Annotated in this window: 25 protein-coding genes; 15 read left to right on the plus strand and 10 right to left on the minus strand. The window is 50.3% G+C overall.

The window, feature by feature from the left end; translation table 11 throughout:
- Positions 1-2: 2 nt before the first annotated feature.
- Positions 3-2,219: a flagellar hook-length control protein FliK gene (locus ABJI08_RS12425; protein WP_348402160.1), complete on the minus strand. Its 2,217-nt coding sequence runs from the start codon at positions 2,217-2,219 to the stop codon at positions 3-5.
- A gap of 113 nt (positions 2,220-2,332) precedes the next feature.
- On the opposite strand from ABJI08_RS12425, the gene ABJI08_RS12430 reads away from it, so the two are divergent.
- From ABJI08_RS12430 to ABJI08_RS12455, 6 genes are all read left to right on the plus strand, one after another.
- Complete coding sequence (locus ABJI08_RS12430) at positions 2,333-2,626, plus strand: rod-binding protein (RefSeq protein WP_348402161.1); 294 nt, start codon at positions 2,333-2,335, stop codon at positions 2,624-2,626.
- Positions 2,607-2,966 (plus strand): flagellar biosynthesis protein FlgN, encoded by a 360-nt coding sequence (locus ABJI08_RS12435; RefSeq protein ID WP_348402162.1) that lies wholly within the window; start codon positions 2,607-2,609, stop codon positions 2,964-2,966. The genes ABJI08_RS12430 and ABJI08_RS12435 overlap by 20 nt, the downstream gene beginning before the upstream one ends.
- 210 nt (positions 2,967-3,176) lie before the next feature.
- Positions 3,177-4,391, plus strand: coding sequence for a flagellin (locus ABJI08_RS12440; RefSeq protein ID WP_348402163.1), 1,215 nt, complete (start codon positions 3,177-3,179; stop codon positions 4,389-4,391).
- 71 nt (positions 4,392-4,462) lie between these two features.
- Entirely contained in the window at positions 4,463-4,840 is a 378-nt protein-coding gene (flaF, locus tag ABJI08_RS12445) for a flagellar biosynthesis regulator FlaF (protein WP_348402241.1), read from the plus strand.
- Complete coding sequence (gene flbT, locus ABJI08_RS12450) at positions 4,837-5,241, plus strand: flagellar biosynthesis repressor FlbT (protein WP_348402164.1); 405 nt, start codon at positions 4,837-4,839, stop codon at positions 5,239-5,241. Before flaF ends, flbT begins: the two co-directional genes overlap by 4 nt.
- Positions 5,238-6,026, plus strand: a complete 789-nt coding sequence (locus ABJI08_RS12455; RefSeq protein WP_348402165.1) for a DUF1217 domain-containing protein — start codon at positions 5,238-5,240, stop codon at positions 6,024-6,026. The genes flbT and ABJI08_RS12455 overlap by 4 nt, the downstream gene beginning before the upstream one ends.
- A 6-nt stretch (positions 6,027-6,032) precedes the next feature.
- Here ABJI08_RS12455 and ABJI08_RS12460 read toward each other — a convergent pair whose 3' ends face one another.
- Positions 6,033-7,376 carry a FliI/YscN family ATPase gene (locus ABJI08_RS12460; protein WP_348402166.1) on the minus strand — a complete coding sequence of 448 codons (1,344 nt, stop codon included), beginning with the start codon at positions 7,374-7,376 and terminating at the stop codon, positions 6,033-6,035.
- An 85-nt stretch (positions 7,377-7,461) separates the two neighbouring features.
- Here ABJI08_RS12460 and ABJI08_RS12465 point away from each other — a divergent pair, with 85 nt between their 5' ends.
- From ABJI08_RS12465 to ABJI08_RS12505, 9 genes are read left to right on the plus strand one after another with little or no spacing between them, the layout of a single operon-like run.
- Positions 7,462-7,848 (plus strand): FlgB family protein, encoded by a 387-nt coding sequence (locus tag ABJI08_RS12465; RefSeq protein WP_348402167.1) that lies wholly within the window; start codon positions 7,462-7,464, stop codon positions 7,846-7,848.
- Positions 7,849-7,878: 30 nt separating this feature from the next.
- Positions 7,879-8,265, plus strand: coding sequence for a flagellar basal body rod protein FlgC (gene flgC, locus ABJI08_RS12470; RefSeq protein WP_348402168.1), 387 nt, complete (start codon positions 7,879-7,881; stop codon positions 8,263-8,265).
- 11 nt (positions 8,266-8,276) lie between these two features.
- Complete coding sequence (fliE, locus tag ABJI08_RS12475; protein WP_348402169.1) at positions 8,277-8,567, plus strand: flagellar hook-basal body complex protein FliE; 291 nt, start codon at positions 8,277-8,279, stop codon at positions 8,565-8,567.
- A complete protein-coding gene (locus ABJI08_RS12480) occupies positions 8,567-8,836 on the plus strand; it encodes a flagellar biosynthetic protein FliQ (protein WP_348402170.1) in 270 nt (89 codons plus the stop codon). The genes fliE and ABJI08_RS12480 overlap by 1 nt, the downstream gene beginning before the upstream one ends.
- A gap of 2 nt (positions 8,837-8,838) precedes the next feature.
- Positions 8,839-9,552, plus strand: a complete 714-nt coding sequence (locus ABJI08_RS12485; RefSeq protein WP_348402171.1) for a flagellar hook-basal body complex protein — start codon at positions 8,839-8,841, stop codon at positions 9,550-9,552.
- A 15-nt stretch (positions 9,553-9,567) separates the two neighbouring features.
- Positions 9,568-10,353 carry a flagellar basal-body rod protein FlgG gene (gene flgG / locus ABJI08_RS12490; protein WP_348402172.1) on the plus strand — a complete coding sequence of 262 codons (786 nt, stop codon included), beginning with the start codon at positions 9,568-9,570 and terminating at the stop codon, positions 10,351-10,353.
- Positions 10,353-10,772, plus strand: a complete 420-nt coding sequence (gene flgA, locus ABJI08_RS12495; protein ID WP_348402173.1) for a flagellar basal body P-ring formation chaperone FlgA — start codon at positions 10,353-10,355, stop codon at positions 10,770-10,772. The genes flgG and flgA overlap by 1 nt, the downstream gene beginning before the upstream one ends.
- Positions 10,773-10,783: 11 nt before the next feature.
- A complete protein-coding gene (gene flgH, locus ABJI08_RS12500; RefSeq protein WP_348402174.1) occupies positions 10,784-11,515 on the plus strand; it encodes a flagellar basal body L-ring protein FlgH in 732 nt (243 codons plus the stop codon).
- Positions 11,516-11,528: 13 nt separating this feature from the next.
- Positions 11,529-12,023 (plus strand): flagellar basal body-associated protein FliL, encoded by a 495-nt coding sequence (locus tag ABJI08_RS12505; protein WP_348402175.1) that lies wholly within the window; start codon positions 11,529-11,531, stop codon positions 12,021-12,023.
- 8 nt (positions 12,024-12,031) lie between these two features.
- Here ABJI08_RS12505 and ABJI08_RS12510 read toward each other — a convergent pair whose 3' ends face one another.
- The 8 genes from ABJI08_RS12510 to ABJI08_RS12545 form a co-directional block, all read right to left on the minus strand.
- Positions 12,032-12,442: a hypothetical protein gene (locus tag ABJI08_RS12510; protein ID WP_348402176.1), complete on the minus strand. Its 411-nt coding sequence runs from the start codon at positions 12,440-12,442 to the stop codon at positions 12,032-12,034.
- Complete coding sequence (locus ABJI08_RS12515; protein WP_348402177.1) at positions 12,439-13,524, minus strand: flagellar type III secretion system protein FlhB; 1,086 nt, start codon at positions 13,522-13,524, stop codon at positions 12,439-12,441. Before ABJI08_RS12515 ends, ABJI08_RS12510 begins: the two co-directional genes overlap by 4 nt.
- Positions 13,521-14,294 carry a flagellar biosynthetic protein FliR gene (locus tag ABJI08_RS12520; protein ID WP_348402178.1) on the minus strand — a complete coding sequence of 258 codons (774 nt, stop codon included), beginning with the start codon at positions 14,292-14,294 and terminating at the stop codon, positions 13,521-13,523. The genes ABJI08_RS12515 and ABJI08_RS12520 overlap by 4 nt, the downstream gene beginning before the upstream one ends.
- Complete coding sequence (gene flhA / locus ABJI08_RS12525; protein ID WP_348402179.1) at positions 14,291-16,378, minus strand: flagellar biosynthesis protein FlhA; 2,088 nt, start codon at positions 16,376-16,378, stop codon at positions 14,291-14,293. The genes ABJI08_RS12520 and flhA overlap by 4 nt, the downstream gene beginning before the upstream one ends.
- 1 nt (position 16,379) lies before the next feature.
- Positions 16,380-17,129: a lytic transglycosylase domain-containing protein gene (locus tag ABJI08_RS12530; protein ID WP_348402180.1), complete on the minus strand. Its 750-nt coding sequence runs from the start codon at positions 17,127-17,129 to the stop codon at positions 16,380-16,382.
- Positions 17,130-17,207: 78 nt separating this feature from the next.
- Positions 17,208-19,472: a hypothetical protein gene (locus ABJI08_RS12535; protein ID WP_348402181.1), complete on the minus strand. Its 2,265-nt coding sequence runs from the start codon at positions 19,470-19,472 to the stop codon at positions 17,208-17,210.
- Complete coding sequence (motA, locus tag ABJI08_RS12540; protein WP_348402182.1) at positions 19,472-20,341, minus strand: flagellar motor stator protein MotA; 870 nt, start codon at positions 20,339-20,341, stop codon at positions 19,472-19,474. Before motA ends, ABJI08_RS12535 begins: the two co-directional genes overlap by 1 nt.
- A gap of 58 nt (positions 20,342-20,399) precedes the next feature.
- Positions 20,400-20,945: a hypothetical protein gene (locus ABJI08_RS12545; protein ID WP_348402183.1), complete on the minus strand. Its 546-nt coding sequence runs from the start codon at positions 20,943-20,945 to the stop codon at positions 20,400-20,402.
- Positions 20,946-20,962 lie beyond the last annotated feature (17 nt).

The raw sequence follows: 20,962 nt of genomic DNA on the forward strand, positions 1-20,962 counted from the left end.
TCCTAGATTCTAATATCGATACCGCTGTGCGCAATGGCTGGTAAGCTTTTGGCAACTAGATGCTCATCGTCAATACCGTGAGACTCAGCTGAGAAAGAACCGTCTTGTCGATCCTCTTGAGAAAAGCCACTCTGACCTTGTTCAAAGGAAAACGACACAGAGTCGTATCCTTGGCTCAAGAGCTCATGCCTTAGGATTTCCTGATGCCGGCGCATTAGATCGTGAGTTGCCAAACTGTCTGAATGGATTGTGATCGACATTGACGTACCTTGCTCGATCAAAGACATTCGCACGCGCCCTAACTCCGGCGGATTAAGCGTCAACTCAATCAAATTGTCGCGGACCGGCTGAACGGATTCAGTAATCTGGCGCAGGACCGCGCTGGATGAAACAGTCGCAATCAGCAGGCGCGGCTGCGAAGACGTGGTCGCGTCAAATTGCCATGACTGGTGAGAGCTACCGCTTGCGTTTGCAATCAAGGTCGCGCCTTCTTCACGCGAATTCTGAATTGCTCGATATATTTCTTCAAGTGACGGAAAGGACTGCGTTTTTTGTTGATGCGGATTTTGCCCTGAGAACGCTAACGAAGTAGTTTCATTCACTTTTTGATCAAAGGATCCACCAACCCTGGTAACATGTGCAACGATTTCTGATGAATTAAAGATCTGATTTGTTTTTGGCGGCACAGCTGCAAATTCGGGTACCAAGGCATCACGAGCCTTGTCTACCGAGGTGCCGGTAACCTTGGGATCTCTGAACAAGTGCGTCTTGTTTTCGGTATTTTGGTAGTTTGCTCGAATTCTTGAAAAGCTAAGATCAGATACCCCACTATCAATAAGCGGCCCAATAAAATCTACTTTTTTACCATTGATCTCTGCATCATCGAAACTTTGATATAGTGACAAAACTGAGTGAGCGGGGATATCCTGTTGTTTTATTTTTACATTCTCAAGACTTTCACTACTGTAACTTCTACCGTACTCCACATTTGAAGGCACGTCCAATTCGCCCCCACTACTAAGTGACTGCCCCACTAATATTGGACTTCTCGAACGCGACTGACGCGTCAAGTCGTTTCTAACTTCTTCCGATTCTTTTTTGAAATCATTCATGTCCAAGGCATTCAGTGAATGTGCATCTATCTTAAGCGGTGATCTAGATCGTTCAGAATCAGTACCTTCTACTGAATTGAACGTTTTCACATTTCCAGTCCGCTCGTAGGCTGTGTCCGACTGTTTTTCCGCTTGTTTGGAATTGCCAGATCTGATGTTAGATTGTTTCGCAAACGGCATCATGTCTCCACCGGCCAGGACCGATCGTGATGTTTCCGATCGAACAGACGCAATACTCGGTTCTTCGGAATAAGAATTTCGCGATCTGAAGGTAGATTTAGCGTCGTCTGCCACTGACTGCCCTTCCGCAGGAGACATCGGACTTATCTTGGCTTTTTGCTGGGGCCGAAACTCATCTTCCGGATAGTTCCAACTTGACGCTAAACCTGAAGAAGCACCGCCAAGTTTCGACGAGTTATCAACCGCATCGCCAGGTATTCGAAGACCGTAAGATGGCAACTCAAGCAAGTTTGGTTTTTGACTAGCCAAGTCATTCACACTTAGTGGCTTGCGCGCTTCGATCCGAATTGCAACCGATGAAGACAGGTTTTCACTTTCCCCCGACATTGCCAAGGCGAACTTAGATACTGAAGTGTGCGGAATGTCTTGAACATATTGCCTACTAGAATCTGCATCGGCGGCGGTTATTACATTGTGGTCAAAAGCGCCCAGTTGAACCGAGTAGCCGCCATCTTCGGAACGAAGCAAAAATGGCCGGCTCGACGCGTCTGCTTGGGTTTTCGGCCAAGTTCCTTGATCGATTTCGAGTGCGAGGGACGGTTGCCCGTGATCCATCAAGATGGACGGCATTTCCATCTCGTCCGTTTTTAGATGATTCGCATGATCTCTTCTTCCAACCTCGGCATCCAGTCTTTTGCTAGTTTTGATCCAAGCATTTGTTTCAGAATCGACAATTGCGGTTGAATGATTATCGACTCTTTGTGCGGCGTGGCCCTCCGGGAACGGAGCTGGTATCGACGGAGACAAATGCGCCGCTTCAAATATGGCGCCAAACTCCGGACCGACGATTTCAGAACCAAGCACATTTAACTGCGTGATTTTGTTACCCGACGAATATTGCTGGGTCAAAAAAGGTTGGGTCTGCATGTTATCTCCGGGAGTTCTTCCTCTGACTCGATCACCCTCGCATTGTTTTCCTTACAACTTCTTTACTGCTTGTGCCGCAGATTGCGAAAATCCGGATCAATTTGGAGATATTCATGATCACGACAAATGTTTCTACCGACGGAATTGGACAAAAATCCGATTTTAATGGTCAAGCTTTACGAAAGGCGGCTGAAGACCTGGAAGCTAGTTTTCTTGCCGAGATGCTAAAATCAGCTGGATTTGGCAAACCAAGGGAAAGTTTCGGCGGCGGTGCAGGCGAAGATCAATTCGCATCATTTCTGCGCATGGAACAGGCTCGTGCGATGGTCAGATCAGGCGGCATTGGCCTGACCGAAGCATTCTATAACGCACTAAAGGAGACATCAGATGTTCAAGTCCCAGACTAACGTGGTTTTTGATGCTCTGGATTCGCTTTTGGACGAAGAACGCTCTGTGCTTCTCAAAGGGGATTTGGAGTCGGTTTCAGAATTGGTTGCTCGCAAACAAGCCCTGTTCGACCAATTGCCCGGGATCGAAGACAAAGGCGGTAAAACCCTGGGCAACTTGCGCGCCAAAGCATTGCGAAATCAGGCATTGCTAGACTCTGCATTGCAGGGCATCCGTTCCGTTTCGGACCGGATGGAGGCGTTAAGGCGTGTGCGCGTTTCGTTGGAAACTTACGACAGCAAAGGTCGTCGCTTGTCTGTGGCTATCACGGAATTTAAGCGGATCGGTCGGCGTGCCTGAAATTCGATTTATGTCAAATGCCTGTTATTCGAAACTTAGAGTTTAGTACTCCGTTAGCACTTGAAAGCACATGGTGATCCGGCATCCGCAAGGGTGGCGCTAAGCCGGGGTCTCTCCCAGTCAGCAATCGTCAGAATGACATCCGTGAGCGTCTCATGGGACGCAATCCAGTAACTGGCGTAAAGCGCCAAATGCATTAAAGGAAATGCCATGTCCAGCATTCTGACAAACAATAGCGCAATGGTTGCGCTGCAAACGTTGAAATATGTTAACGCAAGCTTAGCAGAAACTCAGAACCAAATTTCCACAGGGAAACAGGTATCCGACGCCAAAGACAACTCCGCCGTTTGGGCCATTTCCAAAGTCATGGAATCGGATGTCGAAGGGTTCAAATCCATCTCTGACAGCCTGTCTCTTGGAGAAGCGACCGTAGCCGTTGCGCGTCAGGCATCCGAGACAGTGACTGACCTTTTGACTGAAATGAAAACCAAAATCGTGGCGGCTCAGGAGGATAATGTTGATCGCGCCAAGCTAAACGCAGACGTCACCGCTCTGAAAGACCAGATCAATTCTGTGGTTGGCGCTGCCCAATTCAATGGCCTCAACTTGGTTGATGGGACGACGGCCAGCGCCAGCGTCCTGGCTTCTTTGGACCGGGATTCTTCAGGCAACGTAACTGCGTCCTCAATCACGGTGGCAGCTCAGGATTTGTCCACTGGCGGGTACACGGCCAATGACATTTTTGGGTCTTCGGGCGGCACACCGTCTTCTGACGGAGACACTGTTGTATTGTCACTCGATCAGGCGGGCGGCAACGACAATATTGTCATTGATGACACCGTCGGAGCTGCATTTGCTGAGGGTGATCGGGTCGAAATTCGTATTGGAGATCAAGTCGCGGCTTACACTGTGACGGCCGATGACGAGGCCGCAACGACACCGTCAGACCTTGTCGCTGTAGGGCTCAAGAATGCCATTGATGCCCTTGGCATCGCTGACCTTGTTGTTGACTATGATAGCGGTAGCCCGGGAACGCTGGATTTCACAAACAACGGAGCGGTCGATCTTGCTGTGAGCGGGCAGTTCATTAATGCCGGATCTGGCGGATTAGGTGCGTTATCGTCAATCGATGTATCAACAGGTGTTGGGGCAACATCAGCGCTGGCATCTATCGAATCGTTGATCGATTCCTCAATTGATGCCGCCGCAGCATTTGGATCTGTGGAAAACAGGATCACGACCCAGTCTGAGTTTGTGTCCAAACTAACCGATTCACTGAAAACTGGCATCGGTTCGATGGTTGACGCTGACATGGAAGAAACATCCGCCCGGCTTCAGGCACTTCAGGTTCAGCAGCAGCTGGCAACCCAATCGCTGTCAATTGCGAACCAAGCGCCGCAATCCATACTGTCTCTGTTCCGTTAACCGGATCATTGGGCGCGCTAATCCGCGCCCAATGACACGCTGAAATCGTGATTTTCCAGGAAGGACAGAACGTGACGCCAAATTCACTTGCTCACAGGGCTTATTCAAGGGCCGCGGTTCCCACAAGAACACCCAGAAAACTAGAATATGACACTATCGCCCGGATAACGCACCGACTCAAAATATCGGCCCAAAAGGGAAAACCTGGGTTTTCAGGCTTAGCCGAAGCAATCCACGACAACCGAAAGCTATGGACAATTTTGGCAACCGATGTTGTTGGCAATGACAACGGTCTGCCTGAAGCCCTAAGAGCTCGGCTGTTTTATCTGGCGGAATTTACGCATCATCACAGTAGTAAAGTTTTGTCCGGAAATGCGTCAGTTCGTCCGTTGTTGGAAGTAAATACAGCCGTTTTGCGCGGTCTCCGTAGCGGGGGGGCCGCGAAATGAGCGGACTCGTTTTGAAGCTGAGTCCGAAAGAGCGTGTATTGGTCAACGGCGCCGTGATCGAGAATGGAAACCGGCGCAGCCGATTGTCCATTATGACCCCAAATGCACATATTCTTCGGTTGCGCGATGCCATACATCCGTACGAGGCCAACACTCCGGTCAAACGCACATGTTATGCATTGCAGTTGGTTTTGTCCGGAGATTCAAATCCCGAAGAGGTAGAGCTTAATCTGCTTCGGAGTGTGGAGGAGCTTAGTCAAGTGTTGACTGATAGCGACAGTCGTAAATTACTGACAATGACAACCCAAGCCATCCTGGAGGGACGTCACTATCAGGGCTTAAAAGCGTTGCGCACTCTGTTGCCAAGGGAGGAGCGCCTTCTGGCGTCTTGTCGTGCATGACTTTCCAACCTGTTATCGCGGGCGGCGGAATGGTTGCTTGGTCGTTCCTAAAACGGACCTACGAGTCGCAAACCGAAGCTCTCCAAAACACTCCATCAATGCAGAGGGATACTGAGTATTTTGCCGCCAATATCGGATCTATAGACACTGCGGAAGAACTCGTTTCAGACCGAAGGTTGATGCGAGTCGCGTTGGGGGCTTTTGGATTAGATGCCGACATCGACAATCGCTTTTTTATCCGAACGGTTTTGGAAGAAGGAACACTTTCGACTGACGCGCTGGCCAACAAATTAGCAGATTCCCGCTATACTGAATTTTCCAAGGCATTTGGGTTCGGAGACTACGATACGCCTTCGACAAAGCTGTCCGATTTTGGGGCCCAGATTGTATCTTCATACCAAACACGGCAGTTTGAAACCGCAGTCGGTGATCAAGATGACTCCATGCGACTTGCTTTGAATGCCGCCCGAGAATTGTCAGAAATTGCCGATTCGAGTACGAGCGCTGACGCAAAATGGTTCACTGTAATGGGATCTGCACCACTTCGGTCAGTATTTGAAACGGCATTGGGCTTGCCTTCTTCCTTTGGTCAGTTGGATCTGGATAAACAATTAGAAGTATTTCGAAACAAGATGGATCAGTTTTCCGGAAATGGCGAAATCGACCAATTTGCGACCGAGGACGTTCGTGAGGGTCTTATTCAAAGATTCTTGCTGATGTCACAATTGTCCGGATCAAACAGTATGAACTCGTCTCAGATTGCGTTGACATTGTTGCAGACCTAAATTCCCTTAGCCTGATTTTGCTGGTGTTGATCCTGCGCGGCGCAAAATCAACGCGAGTCGGGAAAATGCATTTTCGATGGAGACTGACCCTAGCTCGCCCATGAAACTGTCCAGTTCTGGCCATGCCCGGATGGCAGAATCCAGCGCCGGGTCCGTACCTTCAGCATAGAGGCCAGCGCGGATCATTGTCGCGGATTGCTCATAGGCTCCGATCAACCGCCGAGTTTCCGAAATCAGTGCATTTTCTTTGTCTGTCGCAGCAGCTGGTAAGCTACGCGAAACAGATCTCAGCAGATCAACAGCAGGAAATCGACCGCGCTCGGCAATTTGTCGGTCCAGAACAACGTGGCCATCCAGAACGCCACGCAGAATATCCGCTATGGGTTCGTCCATATCCGATCCAGCAACCAGAACACTGAAAACTGCTGTGATATCACCGTGTACAGTTCCACCCGGCCCGGCACGTTCGCACAATGACATGATCAAATGAGAGGTCGAAGGCGGGTATCCACGCAAGGCGGGTAACTCTCCGGCCGCAACCGCGACTTCGCGGTGGGCTTCTGCAAAACGTGTGATCGAGTCCGCCAGAAAGAGCACATGTAAGCCCTGATCACGAAAATGTTCAGCAACAGACATCGCAGCCCAGGCGCATCGGCGACGAACAAGCGGCGATTGATCCGACGTCGCTGCAATCACAACGGATTGTGCAAGCCCCTCTTTTCCCAGTACATTCTCGACGAATTCTCGTAGTTCTCGCCCCCGTTCCCCGATCAGAGCAATGACCACCACGTCAGCCTGCATCTCGCGGGCAAAGTTACCCATCAAACTGGATTTGCCGACGCCAGAACCGGCAAACAGACCCAACCTTTGACCTCGAACGATGGGCAATAGTGTATTAAAGGCGGTCATGCCAGTTTCGATACGTCCGCCGAGAGCGCGGCGTTGCGCCGGTGGCGGTGGGCTTGCCTTAAGTGCTCGTGTGTGTGGACCGCGCATTAACGGGGCACCGTCCAACGGATTGCCATAAGGATCTATGACACGTCCAATCCACGCATCGGAAGGGGCTATTCCAGTTTGCGCCCTAAGCGCCACACGATCGCCGATCGACACCCCATCAGGCGAATTGTCAGGTAACATTGTCATTTCTTCGCCGTGCAACTGAATGACTTCACCAGTCAAAATTCTACCGTCCCGCATCCACACGCGTAGCAAATCGCCAATGCTGCAAATTGTTCCCAATCCGCGCGCACGCACAAGATTACCTTCCACCGCGCAAACGCGACCAATTTGCCGAACCGGGCGTGCAATCGAAAGTTCTGCTGCGAGTGATGCAATATCTGTGGATTCCATGGTCGCCTCCATATCGTTCATGAAAACAATTTCTAAAGGAATCAGGGTTAAGTCTTGATTTATACCGTTCGAGGGAGAAGCCCGGATGTTCAAATCATTAGAGATTTTTCAAGTCTCACACGCCTTGGCCACGCATGCAGCAAAACGCCAAGCACTGGTGGCTCAAAACATGGCAAATGCAGATACCCCGGGATATGCCGCGCGGGATTTGCAACCGTTTCAGGTTGATGCGGGCGCAAATAATTCGGGTCGCGCCATGCGAGCTACCCGGGATAAACATTTCAGCGGCGCTTTTGACGGGGCGGTCAGTTTGGCTTCCACGGAAAGCTTGCAGGCAGCGCCAAATGGCAATGCCGTTTCTCTGGAAGAAGAAATGATGAAGGCCGTCGACGTAAAACGGCAGCACGATCGCGCATTGGCCATCTACAAATCGTCACTCAATATTTTACGCACCTCACTCGGGCGCCCATAGCCCCTTCCCGTTTTCCAGAAAGGATACAAAGTGAGCGATTTCTCATCAGCGTTTTCAGTGAGTACCAGCGGATTGCGGGCACATGCAGCGCGATTGCGGCACGTGTCCGAAAATATCGCAAACACTGACACTCCCGGTTACCGACGCAAATCAGTTGCGTTCGAGGCAAACTCTCAGTCTGAACATGGCGGCGTTCAGTTAGGTCAGGTTCGATTGGACCAAAAGGATCTGAAACGCGTGTTTGATCCGTCTCATCCGATGGCCGACGATACCGGGCACTTTTCCGGGTCTAACGTGGACCTGGTTATTGAAATTGCTGACGCGCGCGAAGCGCAACGCAGCTATGAAGCCAACCTCAAAATGTTTGATCAGACTCGGCAAATGTCGACAGCTCTGATGGACCTATTGCGTAGATAAGGAGACCCAGAATGGACATCCGCAATTTAAATGCCTCTCAGAAATATGCCGCAGCCAAGCCTGCAACAGTCCCACTTTCCAGATCTCAAGCGGACGACTCTCCCCTTCCGGAAATCGCAAAAGATTTCGCCGGAACCCTTCGGGAAGGTGAACAGATTGCAATGCAAGCGATGACCGGGGACGCCGACCCGCATGCGTTGGTCCAGGCGCTTGCGCAAACCGAACTGGCGGTCGAGGCCGCCGTGACAGTGCGCAACAAAGTGGTTGAGGCGTATCAGGAAATCCTGCGCATGCCTGTTTAATGCTGGAAGAAGCCATATTTTTTGACACCCTTCGCCAGGGCCTTTGGATCGCAGTGATTATTTCAGTGCCAATCCTGACGGTTGCCTTGCTCGCGGGGGTTACTGTCGGCTTGTTTCAGGCGCTCACGTCGATTCAAGAAATGACGCTCACATTTGTGCCCAAGTTGCTCGCGATTGTTGCAGTTTTCTGGGTTTCCATGAATTTCATGAGCGAAACGCTTGTGGCCTTTTTTCAGGATCATCTGATCCCACTGATTTCCGGAGGATAGCTTTGGATAATGCAACCTATACAACGTTGACACGACAGGCTGGGTTGGGCCGTGAAATGTCAGTTATTGCTAACAATATCGCTAATGCAAGCACGTCAGGTTTCCGTCAGGCTGGCGTTACTTTTACCGAGTTCATTCAGACATCACGCGGATCCGACAGCCTGTCGATGGCGGTCGCGAATTTGCCCAGTATTTCAGCGGCCCAGGGAACCCTTACTCAGACCGGCGGCACATTTGATTTCGCCATCGAAGGCGACGGTTTTTTCATGGTTGAAACACCAAACGGCGACCGCCTGACGCGCGCCGGCAGTTTTGCGCCCAACGGGGACGGCGATCTGGTAACACCTGATGGGTATCGGGTGATGGACAGTGGTGGCACACCAATTTTCATACCCCCCGATGCGGACGGAGTCGACGCTTCCTCTGACGGTACAATCAGCATCGACGGCCGTCCACTAGCGCAAATCGGCGTTTTTGAACCCCTTGAACCTCTGAAATTGAAGCGCGTTGGCGCAGTAATGTTCGATGCGCCAGGTGGGGCCGATCCACTCGAGTCTGGCCGAGTTGTTCAGGGCTTTATCGAAAATTCAAACGTTGACACAATTTCTCAACTCTCTCGCATGATCGAAGTGCAGCGATCATATGAAATGGGACAAGGTTTCCTGGACTCGGAAAACGAACGCATCCGCACAGCTTTGAAAACATTTATCCGATAACGCAAGGAGACCATCATGCGTGCCTTAAAAATTGCAGCAACAGGTATGAGCGCCCAGCAATTGCGGGTCGAAACCATTTCAAACAACCTCGCGAATATGTCGACCACCGGATATAATGCACGTCGTGCTGAATTTGCTGACTTGCATTACCAACAGGTTTCGCGCGCCGGATCGATCAGCGCCGCCGATGGATCGATTTTGCCGACAGGGGTCCAGGTCGGATTGGGCGTACGGCCAGCCGCCATCTCGGTGCATCTGTCTCAGGGATCTCTGTCTCAAACCGGTGGCGATCTGGATATCGCAATCGAGGGACAAGGCTATCTCGAAGTTGAATTGCCTTCAGGGCAGTTCGGGTACACCCGTGATGGCGCACTAAAACGCAGCGCTGACGGGCTGATTGTGACATCCGAGGGGTTTTCCGTCGCCCCGGAAATCACAATCCCGACTGACGCGCGCAGTATCTCGATAAATGCCGACGGGGAAGTTTATGCGTACTTTGATGACGCAGCAGAAGCCCAGCTGCTTGGCCAATTCACTCTGACTGGGTTCGCCAACGCCAAGGGGCTGGAGGCAATTGGCAGCAACATGTTTCTGGAAACCGAAGCATCCGGTGCCCCTCTGGCCGGCAACCCCGGCGAAGACGGTTTAGGAGTCCTGAGACAAGGCTATTTGGAAGATAGTTCAGTGGACGCCGTCAGAGAGGTCACAGAGCTGATCGAGGCACAACGCGGATACGAACTGAATGCAAAGGTTATTTCCGCTGCTGATCAAATGCTGGCCGCAACCACACAGGTACGTTGATGCGCTGTTTTACCCTGATCCCATGTTTTCTGTGCGCCACGATGGTCCAGGCAGACGTTGTCGTGGCCACACAGATTATCCGCGCAAATTCGATCATTCCGGCCAATGCAATTGCCGTCAAAGATGGCACAATTCCGGGCACTCATACGAATTTAGCTGACGTTATCGGGCTGGAAGCACGCACCTCAATATACCCGGGGCGTCCCGTCCGATTGAACGATACAGGAGCGCCGGCATTAGTTGAGCGCAACCAGATCGTCGCCCTGACATTTGTCACTCAGGGTCTCGAAATATCGACGGAAGGGCGCTCTCTGTCCAGGGCGGGCGTTGGAGACCGTGTGCGCGTAATGAACCTGACATCGCGCACCACGATTAGCGGAACCGTCTTGTCTGACGGATCCATCCAAGTATCAAATTGAGAGGTCAATACATGAATAGTCTCTCTATGCTAGCTATGGTTGCAGTTTTGAGTGTCGTCGCGTGTTCTCGCTTGGATCATCTGGGTAAAGCGCCAGATTTTTCTCCTACGATGAACAACCAGGAACATTACGCAATGATGAACCCTCCGCTTCCGGTTAGCTTGTCAGAAGCGCGAAACACTGAGGAAGCCTCGCTGTGGAGCCGCAACCGACAATCACTGCTCGGCGATCGTCGCGCGATGCGACGTGGCGATATAATGACGGTGGTGATCGAAATTGACGAGGAAGCAAAGATCAACAATGAAACCGAACGCAGTCGACAAGGTGATGAGAGCATGTCTGTCCCACATCTGTTCGGTCTCCCGCAACGGATTAATCCCGAGCTAGCTGCAGGCGCGTCGTTGGACCCTGCCGTCTCGCTCAACTCAACCAGCAGCAGTTCTGGCGACGGTTCTGTGAGGCGCAGCGAGGAACTGACTTTGCGGGTAGCCGTAACAATTGTTGACGTGTTGCCAAACGGAGTTTTGGCGATTGAGGGCAGCCAGGAGTTGCGCGTAAATTTCGAACTTCGCGAATTGCTCGTATCCGGGTTTGTCCGTCCTGAAGACGTCTCGCGGCAGAATGAAATCACGTATGACAAAATTGCCTCCGCCCGTGTTTCATATGGAGGGCGAGGCCAGATCACAGATGTGCAACAGCCCCGATATGGCCAGCAGATTCTCGATGTAATTCTGCCATTCTGACAAAGGAATAACAGTGAAAAAGCTTCTTCCCATTTTACTGATCATGATTGGGATCGGCTCGGGGATCGGTGCCGGCCTTTATTTACGCCCGGACTCAGAAGAGCTGGTCACCGAAAACCCGTGTGGAACAGATCCCAGTCTTCATGCGGCCGAAAAGACTGCAGCGCGCGAACCGGGCACATCCAATCGCGAATATGTAAAGCTGACGAACCAATTTGTCGTACCGGTGGTACAAAACGAAGTTGTGACATCACTCGTCCTTATATCGCTGAGCCTCGAAGTAGGGACCGGCGATCGCGAGGCAATATTTGCTCGGGAACCAAAGTTACGAGACGCATTGCTTCAAGTCATGTTTGATCATGCCAATGCGGGCGGGTTTCGAGGCGCGTTCACCAATTCCAGTAAACTTGACGTACTTCGCGATACGCTGAGCGACGTCGCTCACAATGTTTCAGACAAACGTGTTTCAGGTGTATTGATCACCGACATTGCACGTCAAGATGTCTGAAATACATCTCATCGAAGCATCATTGGATCAATCAAGGCATCCAGAGATGCTCTTTCACACAAAAACTTGCGATCCATTTTATCATCATCGACGAGTTTGTTTAGCACTTCCGCTTTACCGAATGCCTTTTTGGCTTCCTTTATTGCGAGCTCCTTGCGCGCCAGCAATTTTGCCAACTTTAGGTTAAGAGCCAGTCGACTTCGCCCAACCCACTGGTTCCAGTTATGATCGCCCCTGATCGCTTTGTAGGAGTCGTCAGACAACAATGTCTTTTGACCACGTTCAACATCTCGCGATAAATCTGCCAACATTGCTCTGAGCCTTCTTTCTTCGCTCAATAAGCTGGCAAGCGCATTTTGAGACAGCTCCAACTGAAGGTTCGTAATATCAGCTAGTGCAGATAAATGTGCTCGCTTCATCTTTGCGCTCTTGCCTCCTTCCGCATCATTTCGGAAAATCGAATTGCCGTGGCGACAGGACGGAATAGCACCGATGGTATTTCCTGACCTAAGTCCACTGTTGCAAACAGAGCGCGCGCCGTAGGAGGATCGCTCCTGATGGGTATCGCCGCCTCAATACCGCGTTCACGAATGCGTGCCGCGATTTCATCGACGCCCTTTGCGATGCAAACCGGAGCTTCACCGGTCCGACGGCTCCACTGCAGCGCAACCGCGTAATGAGTTGGGTTCACAATAATTACATCAGCCTGGTGCACGTCTGCCAACATCTGCGAATGGGCTATTTCTTGCGCTTTTTGGCGTCTCTGTTGTTTGATATGCGGATCACCCTCAGCTTCCTTGAATTCGTCCGTCATTTCCTTGTGGGTCATCATGTTTTTGCGCAAATGCTCTTGGCGTTGCCAAAAATAGTCAACGGCGCCAATTAAGCTCGCGATCAGAACAACAATGAACAGGAACTCCAAGAGAAGTTGGCCCAACATTGCTGCGGCCATAGCTGGTTCCGCGAAAATGGTCCCCGCCATGTCGCTCAGGCGCAAATTCATAAAAAAACCAAGGCAGACAGAATAAATAAGCAGCTTTGTGAAACTTTTGGAAAACTCGAACAAACCGCTTCGCCCAAATTTGTTTTTTGCATTTTGGATTGGGCTTATCCGGTTGAGCTTGAATTTTACTTTGGACGCAGTAAACAAGACCGCACGCTGGGCGACGAGAATAATTGCAACTGCAATGGCTGGAATGGCAAACCAAGGAGAAAGAGGCCATATTATCCCAGCGAAAATCCCCCCAGTGGTGGTTGCCGGATTGCCGTCAAAAATAAGGGGCGCAATCTGATGTGGCCGATCTAAAAGAATAGAAAGATGCTGACCAAGTTCCGAAGTGGACGCGGCCCCCACGAAGGAGAACGCTAAGAGAAGCCCTGCATACCCCGCCGCAACAGCCAAATCTGCCGATTTGGCAATCTCCCCTTTCTTGCGTGCATTTTCGAGCTTGCGAGGCGTCGCCTCAAATGGCTTTTCAGAATCGTCTTCCTGGCCGCTCATGGAGCAACTCCGGCATCAGTAAGGAAACTATGGAGTGCGTTCACCCAGACGGACAAAAGAATAGGCGACATCAGTGCCAAAAGCACAAGCCCACCTGTTGTAATAACCGGAGCACCAACAAAAGCTACCATCAATTGCGGCATTGCGCGATTGATGACTCCAAGGGTCAAGTTATAGAGTGCAGACATAATCACAAAAGGCGCCGCTAGACGAAAAGCCATTCCGAAGGCTTGAGAGACCTGAGATAATCCCCAAAACAATGCAATTTCTGTCGCCGGTAGAACACCGAATGCAAATATTTTGTAGGAGCTGGCGAAGTACGTTGCGACTCTAATATGCAATCCCGTGGTTACGGCTAATGCAAACCCGGCAACCACCAAAACATGTCCAATTGCGGGCAATGGCTCTGCTCCCGAATTCCCCAAAAGTTGCGACAATGATGTCGATTGAGCGGCAATGGCACCGGCCGTTTGCAGAATAAAAACAAACATGCGGACACCTAGCCCAAGGACCAAGCCAATTAGTGTTTCAACAAGAATAGTGGAAACTAGACCAATCCGGTCCAAGCCCTCAACCCCGGTCAATGTAACTGACGGCGCAACAATAAAGGTAAAAGCAATCGCCACGCCCAGCTTTATTCTAACTGGTACGGACATCTCTCCAAATGCGGGGAGAAGAGAAACGGCTGCACCGATCCGCAAAAATACAAAAAACCCGTGCCAAATCAGAGTTTGTGACAGATCCAGATATTCTTGAAATTGTGCAATCATGCAGCGACAAGCCCAACCAAAGACGGTCGTGCCTCAAGTCCGATTTCCTCAAACGATAGCACAGGGTTTTGAATACCTTTAGCGCTCATGACCGTTCGCAAAAATCGTCTTCGCCGGGTTGAGGTGACAAGTGCGGGATAGATTCCTTTGTCACCAGCATCTTCCATGCGCTCACCGATTGATCGGGCAAGCGTAGTGAATACGTCAGGTGGCAATGCAATATCAAATCCACCGTTATCCCCGTCAATTTGGTAATTTGACAAGGTCTCCTCCCACTCTGGCGCCAGCTGAACCAGAGGAATTGTTCCATCCGCGCGCTTCATATCGGAGACAAGTTGAAAACCTAACCTTTGGCGAACGTGTTCGCAAATCGCCTCTGGCAAAACATGCACCTGACGAGCCTCTGCAGTAGCTTCAAGAATAAGAGACATATTCCGAACGGACACCTGCTCTTCCAAGAGGAGACGTAAGACACGATGAAGAATGTCCAACGGCACTTTCTCTGGAATAAGGTGGTCGATCATATTCCGATTTGCCTCCGAACGGATTGGATCACTAAGGTTGGTCATTTCATCAAGGATACGTCGCAAGCCTTTAAGGGTTAGCAACCGGCTTAAGTTACTCTTTATTGTCTCTAGTAAATGCGTTGCAAGAACTTCTCCTGGCGCCACGATCGTCGCGCCGGATAGTGCGGCATTTTCCTGGTCTGCAAGGTCAATCCATCGCGCCGGCGCCCCATAAACCGGTTCATTTACATCGCTCCCCGATGGCAGTTGATCTGAGGTATCCTGTTTTAGGATCAGTACTTTATCAGATTGAAGTGTAGCTTTTGCCTGAACAACTCCTTGGATGCGAATTACGTAACTTCCAACCGCCAAAGACGGTTCGTCCGTCAACCGTATTTCAGGCATTACGATCCCATAATTACTCGCGATATGAGATCGCATATTAACTATCCGAGCATCCAAGCCAGTGCCGGCATCCAATACCAAATTTACAAGGTCTTGGGAAAATTCAACATGAATGTCATCTAGATCAAGAACATCAGCGATCGGCCTCTCTCGGGGGATTTCATTCTGCAGAGATTCTTGGGACGTTTCTTCGTCAACCTGAACTTTGCGCTTGAATAAAACGTAGGCCGCGCTGGCAAGGAGAGCGCTACCAGCGCTAAATGGCAGGAAAGGCAAACCGGGAACCAATCCAAACAATGCCATTAGGCCTGCAACGGTCGCCAGAGCGGGGGGATAGCTGCCAAGTTGACGGATCAGCGTTAAGTCAGTTGATCCAGTGGCTCCACCACGCGCCAACAAAAGAGCAGAAGCAATTGAAATGATTACGGCAGGAAATTGAGTGACCAAACCGTCACCAACCGTCAAAATTGCATATGTTTCAAAAGCCTGCCCGAATTCCATTCCGTGGACCGCGATCCCCATTATCAACCCCATCACCAGGTTCATCAAAGTGATCAGCAAGCCCGCGATTGCGTCGCCCTTCACAAATTTCGACGCCCCGTCGAGAGACCCAAAAAAGGTCGTTTCCTGTTGCTCAAGTTCGCGTCGCATTTTGGCTTCGGCATGATCAATGGCACCCGCAGACATATCGCTATCAATTGCAAGTTGCTTTCCAGGCATGCCGTCCAAAGCAAACCTAGCGCCCACTTCCGCCATTCGTGCAGCTCCCTTGGTGATGACCATGAAATTAACAATTAGCAGCACACCGAACACTACAAGCCCAAGAAACACACTCCCTCCCATAACAAAGTTGGCAAATCCTTCGATCACATCGCCAGCAGCCCGAGTTCCGGTATGTCCTTGTCCAATTATAAGTTTCGTTGATGATACATTTAGCGACAAACGCAACATCAAAGAGGCCAACAAAATAGTCGGGAATGCAGAAAATTCGAGTGGTCGCGTAATGAACAAAGTTACTGTAAAAATTAGAATCGCGAGTGCGAAAGAACCTGCTAATCCAATATCCAACACCCATGCCGGAACGGGAAGAATCATCATAGCAATTACCGCCATCAATGCCAAAGCAAGGAGTATTGTCGGGCTAAATAGATTTTTTACGCTCATACCGGTCATTCTAGCTGTCCACGTCGATTATCGGCGTAATTCGGCTTGCCGTTATCGGAACTAATGATCCCAGTAAATTCGGTTTACTCCTGGAAGTTAGGAGTGGAAATGAATTACTCGCTGGATCTACGGTCAAATCAGCCAATATAGATTGCGATTTGTTGGGATATATTGACTTGGGAAGTGATGCCAATATTCTATTGAATCGATTGGCATATTTTTGCGCAAATTCAGGTGTTCGGGAGTGGTATGCGGAAGCGGCCTCAGTCCAAGAACCGAATTCTGCGTACAACCGCGACAGAAATTCGGCAGCGTAACGAGCATTTTCCAACGGATCAAACATCTCATTTAGGTTGCCGAAATGCTTGCCATGCCAACGATGGTTCAGTTGAAAGCAACCGACATCAAAACTTCGAGCTCCGTTATCGTAGTGTTTCTGAGCATATTCCCGGGCTTTTTCCTTGGATTCAAACCAAACTCCCTTTCCCTCCATATTTACCGTCCACGGCCAAGGCCACAGCTGACCATTTCGTTGACGTCCAGTCTCTGTGCGGGCAATAGCTAACAAGACGTTCACTGGAATTCCAACTTCAATTGCCGCAGACCGGGCTGATCGATCGCAAACATGGTCGTCGGACGCATTCGCTGTTAGCGGACACATAGTGCAAAAGGCCAGATACATCCAACACGCCAATTTCGTGTCTATTTTAAGTATGCGTCTTGAAGTAGAGCCATTCTGGCGAGAGAAATATTCTTGCATTCGGGTGCTTCCTACCTGCTTTCAAACGACGTTACGGATTAACTATTTAGAATTGGTAATCAGATCTTATGTCTGACGCTATTTTACTGAATAGAAGTCAAGCAACTCAACCAAGGCCAACCTAGTTTTTTCGCTTTGAGAAATAAGATCATTACTGATCGCCAACTCGCTTTGCCCCGGCAATTCCGGATCCTCAATGTGTGACGGCTCCGGCAACGTTTCTGGCAAAGAAGCGACCTTCGCCAATATATTATTCCCTGAGCTTGACAACTCGCCCCAATTTGACGCTAGCCACTGCTCTTGCACCGCGCCTTCATTGTCGCCAATTTCCTTAAGCATTTGAGAGGCCCTATCGTGATCGCCCGCAATCGATCGAGCTTTTATTCGCAGCCTAGCGGCAGGCACTCCTTGAACGCCCAACAACGCAGCCTCAGCTTGACGAGGAAGTCCCTCCGCCAAAGCGATCTGTGCCATTAAAATATTTCGCCCTTCGGGTCTGACCATCATACTGGTTGATTGAAGCATTTTTTTTGCTTCAGTATAGAATCCCATTGACAGAAAACGTTCCGCCATCGCCAGAGATACCGGGTTAGAAAATGTCCCCGGGTCGGTCAGTTGATTTCGTACAAGAATTTCGACAAATTCAAAATCACCAGCAGTTGCGACGATCCGATTGCCAAATTGATCTAACAATTGACCGGCCATTTCCTCACCATCCTGGCCAGAAATTTCTCTCAGTACACTGAGCGCAGCTTCGAATTCTCCGGCTTGTACCCGTGCCAGAAAATGAGCGCGTCGTATCTTGCCCCCGAGAACTGAATTCTTGTGTTCGACGGAATAGGCAGAGATCAACGACACCGTTTCGCCTGACGTCGGCAAATCTTCTTCCATATGCATATCTATCAATTCGATAAGTGCCGTCGGAGTCAATTCGTGGCCAATTGAAGTGACTTTTGACAATGCTTCAACTGCTTCTTCTGAGTTTCCCTGAGCCTTTGAGAGGTGTGCTTGAGCTAAGTGAACGTGCGGATCTGGTTCCTCAGAAATTCTCTCTATAGCATTTAAGATGACATCTGAGGCTTCGACTTCGCCCATTTGAGACAACTTTTTGCTCAAACGAGGTCCTAGAAGTTCCCGCAAATGTCTTGGCAAGCCGTTGAACGTGTTTACAACCGCTTCAACGGCGCCGGAATTGAAATGTTTTTGACCAGCCAATACCGCCCACAATGTGGAAGCGCCCTGGCAGTGCCGTTGATTACCAAATATTCCTGTATCAATTTCTTTACCGTCAACAAGATGCGACATTTCAATCAACAAACCCTGATTTTCCGAGGAGTGTAGCGCGAGGAGGCTACGAGCTTCTGCGCCAAATGTCAGAAATACATAGAGGCGAGCCAGGGATAGGATGGCAGCCTCGTCAACCTGATCAAATTCACCATAAATTCGCGACCTCAATTCTGCAATTTGCGCGACGACGTCATCGGTCTCACCCCAATTTGCAATTTGCAGGTCATCGTCAGGCACACAAAATGAAGATCCGTGGTTCGCTTGACCGTTAATTGATGACTGAACATGCACTTGATCCAAAACATTGAAAGCAGACATGTTGCCAGAATCTGTCGGCGGCTGCGGCTTAACCATCGAATCCGACGCCGGTCGAGGAGTTTTTACGCGGGCCATTCTTTCAGTTGGATGTGGCGGATTTTTAATTGGTTCCAGAATGCTATGTGTCGCCGCGCGCCCGATCTCTTTCAGTAACACAGTCTGGGTTACGGCAAGTCGCGCTTCTTTGTCGACTGATTGGGCCGCGGAATTCAAATGTTTTGCCATGATGACGGCATCGTTGTCCGCCACAACTGCAGTTGCCTCGTTGAGTTGCTGAGGTCGAAGACCTCCAAACTGAAGCGGCTTTTTTGGTCTTAGTTTGATTTCACCAAGCCCAAACTGCAAGTTGCCAGACTCTGAGTTCGCCACCACTGAATTGATCGATGGGTCACGAATATCAAAGATGACATATCGGTCTCCAAAAGTGCTTTGTCTGACGTCACAGTCGCAATTCAGTTTAAGCTGAATGGTGCCTTTCGACTCGTCAGGCAACACGCTCCCAAGTCGATTGCGTCCGATTCGATCAAATACAGACCCCGTTTGAAATTCGACGTCATCTTCAAGTATTTTTATCTCGTATCGGCGTTTTTCACCGTCCATTTCCCAGCTTGTGGATTTGTCGGACAGTTCCATGACCAGGCGCGTAAACCCGTCATGCTCGCCGGATTGAAATGTGACTTGGCCAGCAGCCAGCTCCGTCGAAATACACGCGGCAATCAGCAAGAGAAACCGGCGCATCAGGCCGCTTCTTTTTTGACTGATTTCAAAGCGTCTTCCAAATCCGAATAGTCAGGCCGGAAATGTGCAGGTGTGTTTTGCCGACCCACTTCAATACATATATTCGTTGAATGGTTGTGGAGGTTTGCGACCAGGACTTCGCGGATCAGTTGATAAAAATGGCTGTCTTCTTCAATTACAGTTTTGACTTTTGCTGCAAACGGACCAACCAATCCATAGGCGAGAAACACGCCCAGAAATGTCCCAACCAGTGCGCCACCGATCATTTTTCCGAGAATTTCAGGGGGCTGATCGATGGATCCCATTGTTTTGATCACACCCAAAACCGCAGCAACAATACCCAACGCCGGCAATCCATCTGCAATGGTTTGTAACGCGTGACTGGAGTGCATCGCATGATGCAGGCTTGCGTCCATTCTTTTTTCAAGAACTTCCTCCACCTGGTGGGGGTCGTCATAATTCATCGACGCAGAACGCATGGTGTCAGCGATTAACGCGACTGCCTCCTGATCTGCCTGAATTCGAGGATAACGGGAGAAAATTGTCGAGTCTGCCGGTGCCTCAATATGCTCCTCAATAGCCACTGGGTTCTGGCGAGCAAGACGGATGAGTTCGTACAACAGGCATAGCAAGTCACGATAGTCGTCAGGCTTCCACTTAGGACCTTTGAAAACCTTCCCAACGTCTTTGATTGTGTGCTTCACTCCGGCCATATCGTTGCTAAGAAGAAAGGCGCCGGCAGCTGCACCACCAATCATGACAAATTCAAATGGCAGTGCCTTGAGAATAATCGCTAATTTGCCACCGGCGGCGATGTATCCGCCAAAGACCATGACGAAAATTACGGCAATACCAATAAGACCAACCACGGCGACTCTCCTGACTTAGCGTTGGCTCATTCTGCGTCGTAAGAGGTTAAAAATTCTCTCATTCCGTCGGCACTTCTGCATTTCTTCCCGCAAGCACGACACTTATTGTGTATGCCGCCTGAGGGCTTAGCCCGGCCATGACGCCCGCCGCAATTTCAGGGCGCATCCGTCCAATGAAACCGGCCGCAAATTCCGGATCCATTTCCTCAAATAACAAGGCGGCATCCTTTGGTTTCATCGTTTCATAGACGGTCGTTAAACGGGACAAATCGTCTTCGGCGGCAACTTCGGCAAGCGCTATTGTCGCCCGCAATTTCTCTTCGGCGGTCTCCAGTGCGACCAGTTTTCCGGATACTTTTTCGTCCGCGACCGCAAGAGCATGCAGCCGGTTTCGAATGTCACTTTCCCGTTTCTCAATACGGGCTTCGCGTTCTTTGAAAACCTCCAATAGCCGTCGCAAATCTTCCGGCGGCTCGCACGCCTGCGGTGCGGCTCCCATTTCAGACTGAACAGGCGGTTCGGGATTTTGGCGCGCAAATGCCTGACCGGCTTCACTTCCAACTCGCAAAACAGCGGACCCGATCAAAAAAGTCGCGACCAACATAAGGCTGCCTTTGGCGG

The sequence above is a fragment of the Shimia sp. genome (assembly GCF_039969785.1).
Taxonomy (GTDB): Bacteria; Pseudomonadota; Alphaproteobacteria; order Rhodobacterales; family Rhodobacteraceae; genus Shimia.

Excerpts from the sequence above, each read along its gene's own strand:
- flbT (WP_348402164.1), top strand. The coding sequence starts at position 4,837 with ATGAGCGGACTCGTTTTGAAGCTGAGTCCGAAAGAGCGTGTATTGGTC.
- flhA (WP_348402179.1), bottom strand. The coding sequence starts at position 16,378 with ATGACCGGTATGAGCGTAAAAAATCTATTTAGCCCGACAATACTCCTT.
- ABJI08_RS12515 (WP_348402177.1), bottom strand. The coding sequence starts at position 13,524 with ATGAGCGGCCAGGAAGACGATTCTGAAAAGCCATTTGAGGCGACGCCT.
- ABJI08_RS12545 (WP_348402183.1), bottom strand. The coding sequence starts at position 20,945 with ATGTTGGTCGCGACTTTTTTGATCGGGTCCGCTGTTTTGCGAGTTGGA.
- ABJI08_RS12440 (WP_348402163.1), top strand. The coding sequence starts at position 3,177 with ATGTCCAGCATTCTGACAAACAATAGCGCAATGGTTGCGCTGCAAACG.
- ABJI08_RS12535 (WP_348402181.1), bottom strand. The coding sequence starts at position 19,472 with ATGCGCCGGTTTCTCTTGCTGATTGCCGCGTGTATTTCGACGGAGCTG.
- ABJI08_RS12510 (WP_348402176.1), bottom strand. The coding sequence starts at position 12,442 with ATGAAGCGAGCACATTTATCTGCACTAGCTGATATTACGAACCTTCAG.
- ABJI08_RS12465 (WP_348402167.1), top strand. The coding sequence starts at position 7,462 with ATGTTCAAATCATTAGAGATTTTTCAAGTCTCACACGCCTTGGCCACG.
- ABJI08_RS12520 (WP_348402178.1), bottom strand. The coding sequence starts at position 14,294 with ATGATTGCACAATTTCAAGAATATCTGGATCTGTCACAAACTCTGATT.
- flgH (WP_348402174.1), top strand. The coding sequence starts at position 10,784 with ATGAATAGTCTCTCTATGCTAGCTATGGTTGCAGTTTTGAGTGTCGTC.
- ABJI08_RS12480 (WP_348402170.1), top strand. The coding sequence starts at position 8,567 with ATGCTGGAAGAAGCCATATTTTTTGACACCCTTCGCCAGGGCCTTTGG.
- ABJI08_RS12530 (WP_348402180.1), bottom strand. The coding sequence starts at position 17,129 with ATGCAAGAATATTTCTCTCGCCAGAATGGCTCTACTTCAAGACGCATA.
- ABJI08_RS12425 (WP_348402160.1), bottom strand. The coding sequence starts at position 2,219 with ATGCAGACCCAACCTTTTTTGACCCAGCAATATTCGTCGGGTAACAAA.
- fliE (WP_348402169.1), top strand. The coding sequence starts at position 8,277 with ATGGACATCCGCAATTTAAATGCCTCTCAGAAATATGCCGCAGCCAAG.
- ABJI08_RS12455 (WP_348402165.1), top strand. The coding sequence starts at position 5,238 with ATGACTTTCCAACCTGTTATCGCGGGCGGCGGAATGGTTGCTTGGTCG.
- ABJI08_RS12430 (WP_348402161.1), top strand. The coding sequence starts at position 2,333 with ATGATCACGACAAATGTTTCTACCGACGGAATTGGACAAAAATCCGAT.
- flgA (WP_348402173.1), top strand. The coding sequence starts at position 10,353 with ATGCGCTGTTTTACCCTGATCCCATGTTTTCTGTGCGCCACGATGGTC.
- flgG (WP_348402172.1), top strand. The coding sequence starts at position 9,568 with ATGCGTGCCTTAAAAATTGCAGCAACAGGTATGAGCGCCCAGCAATTG.
- ABJI08_RS12435 (WP_348402162.1), top strand. The coding sequence starts at position 2,607 with ATGTTCAAGTCCCAGACTAACGTGGTTTTTGATGCTCTGGATTCGCTT.
- ABJI08_RS12460 (WP_348402166.1), bottom strand. The coding sequence starts at position 7,376 with ATGGAATCCACAGATATTGCATCACTCGCAGCAGAACTTTCGATTGCA.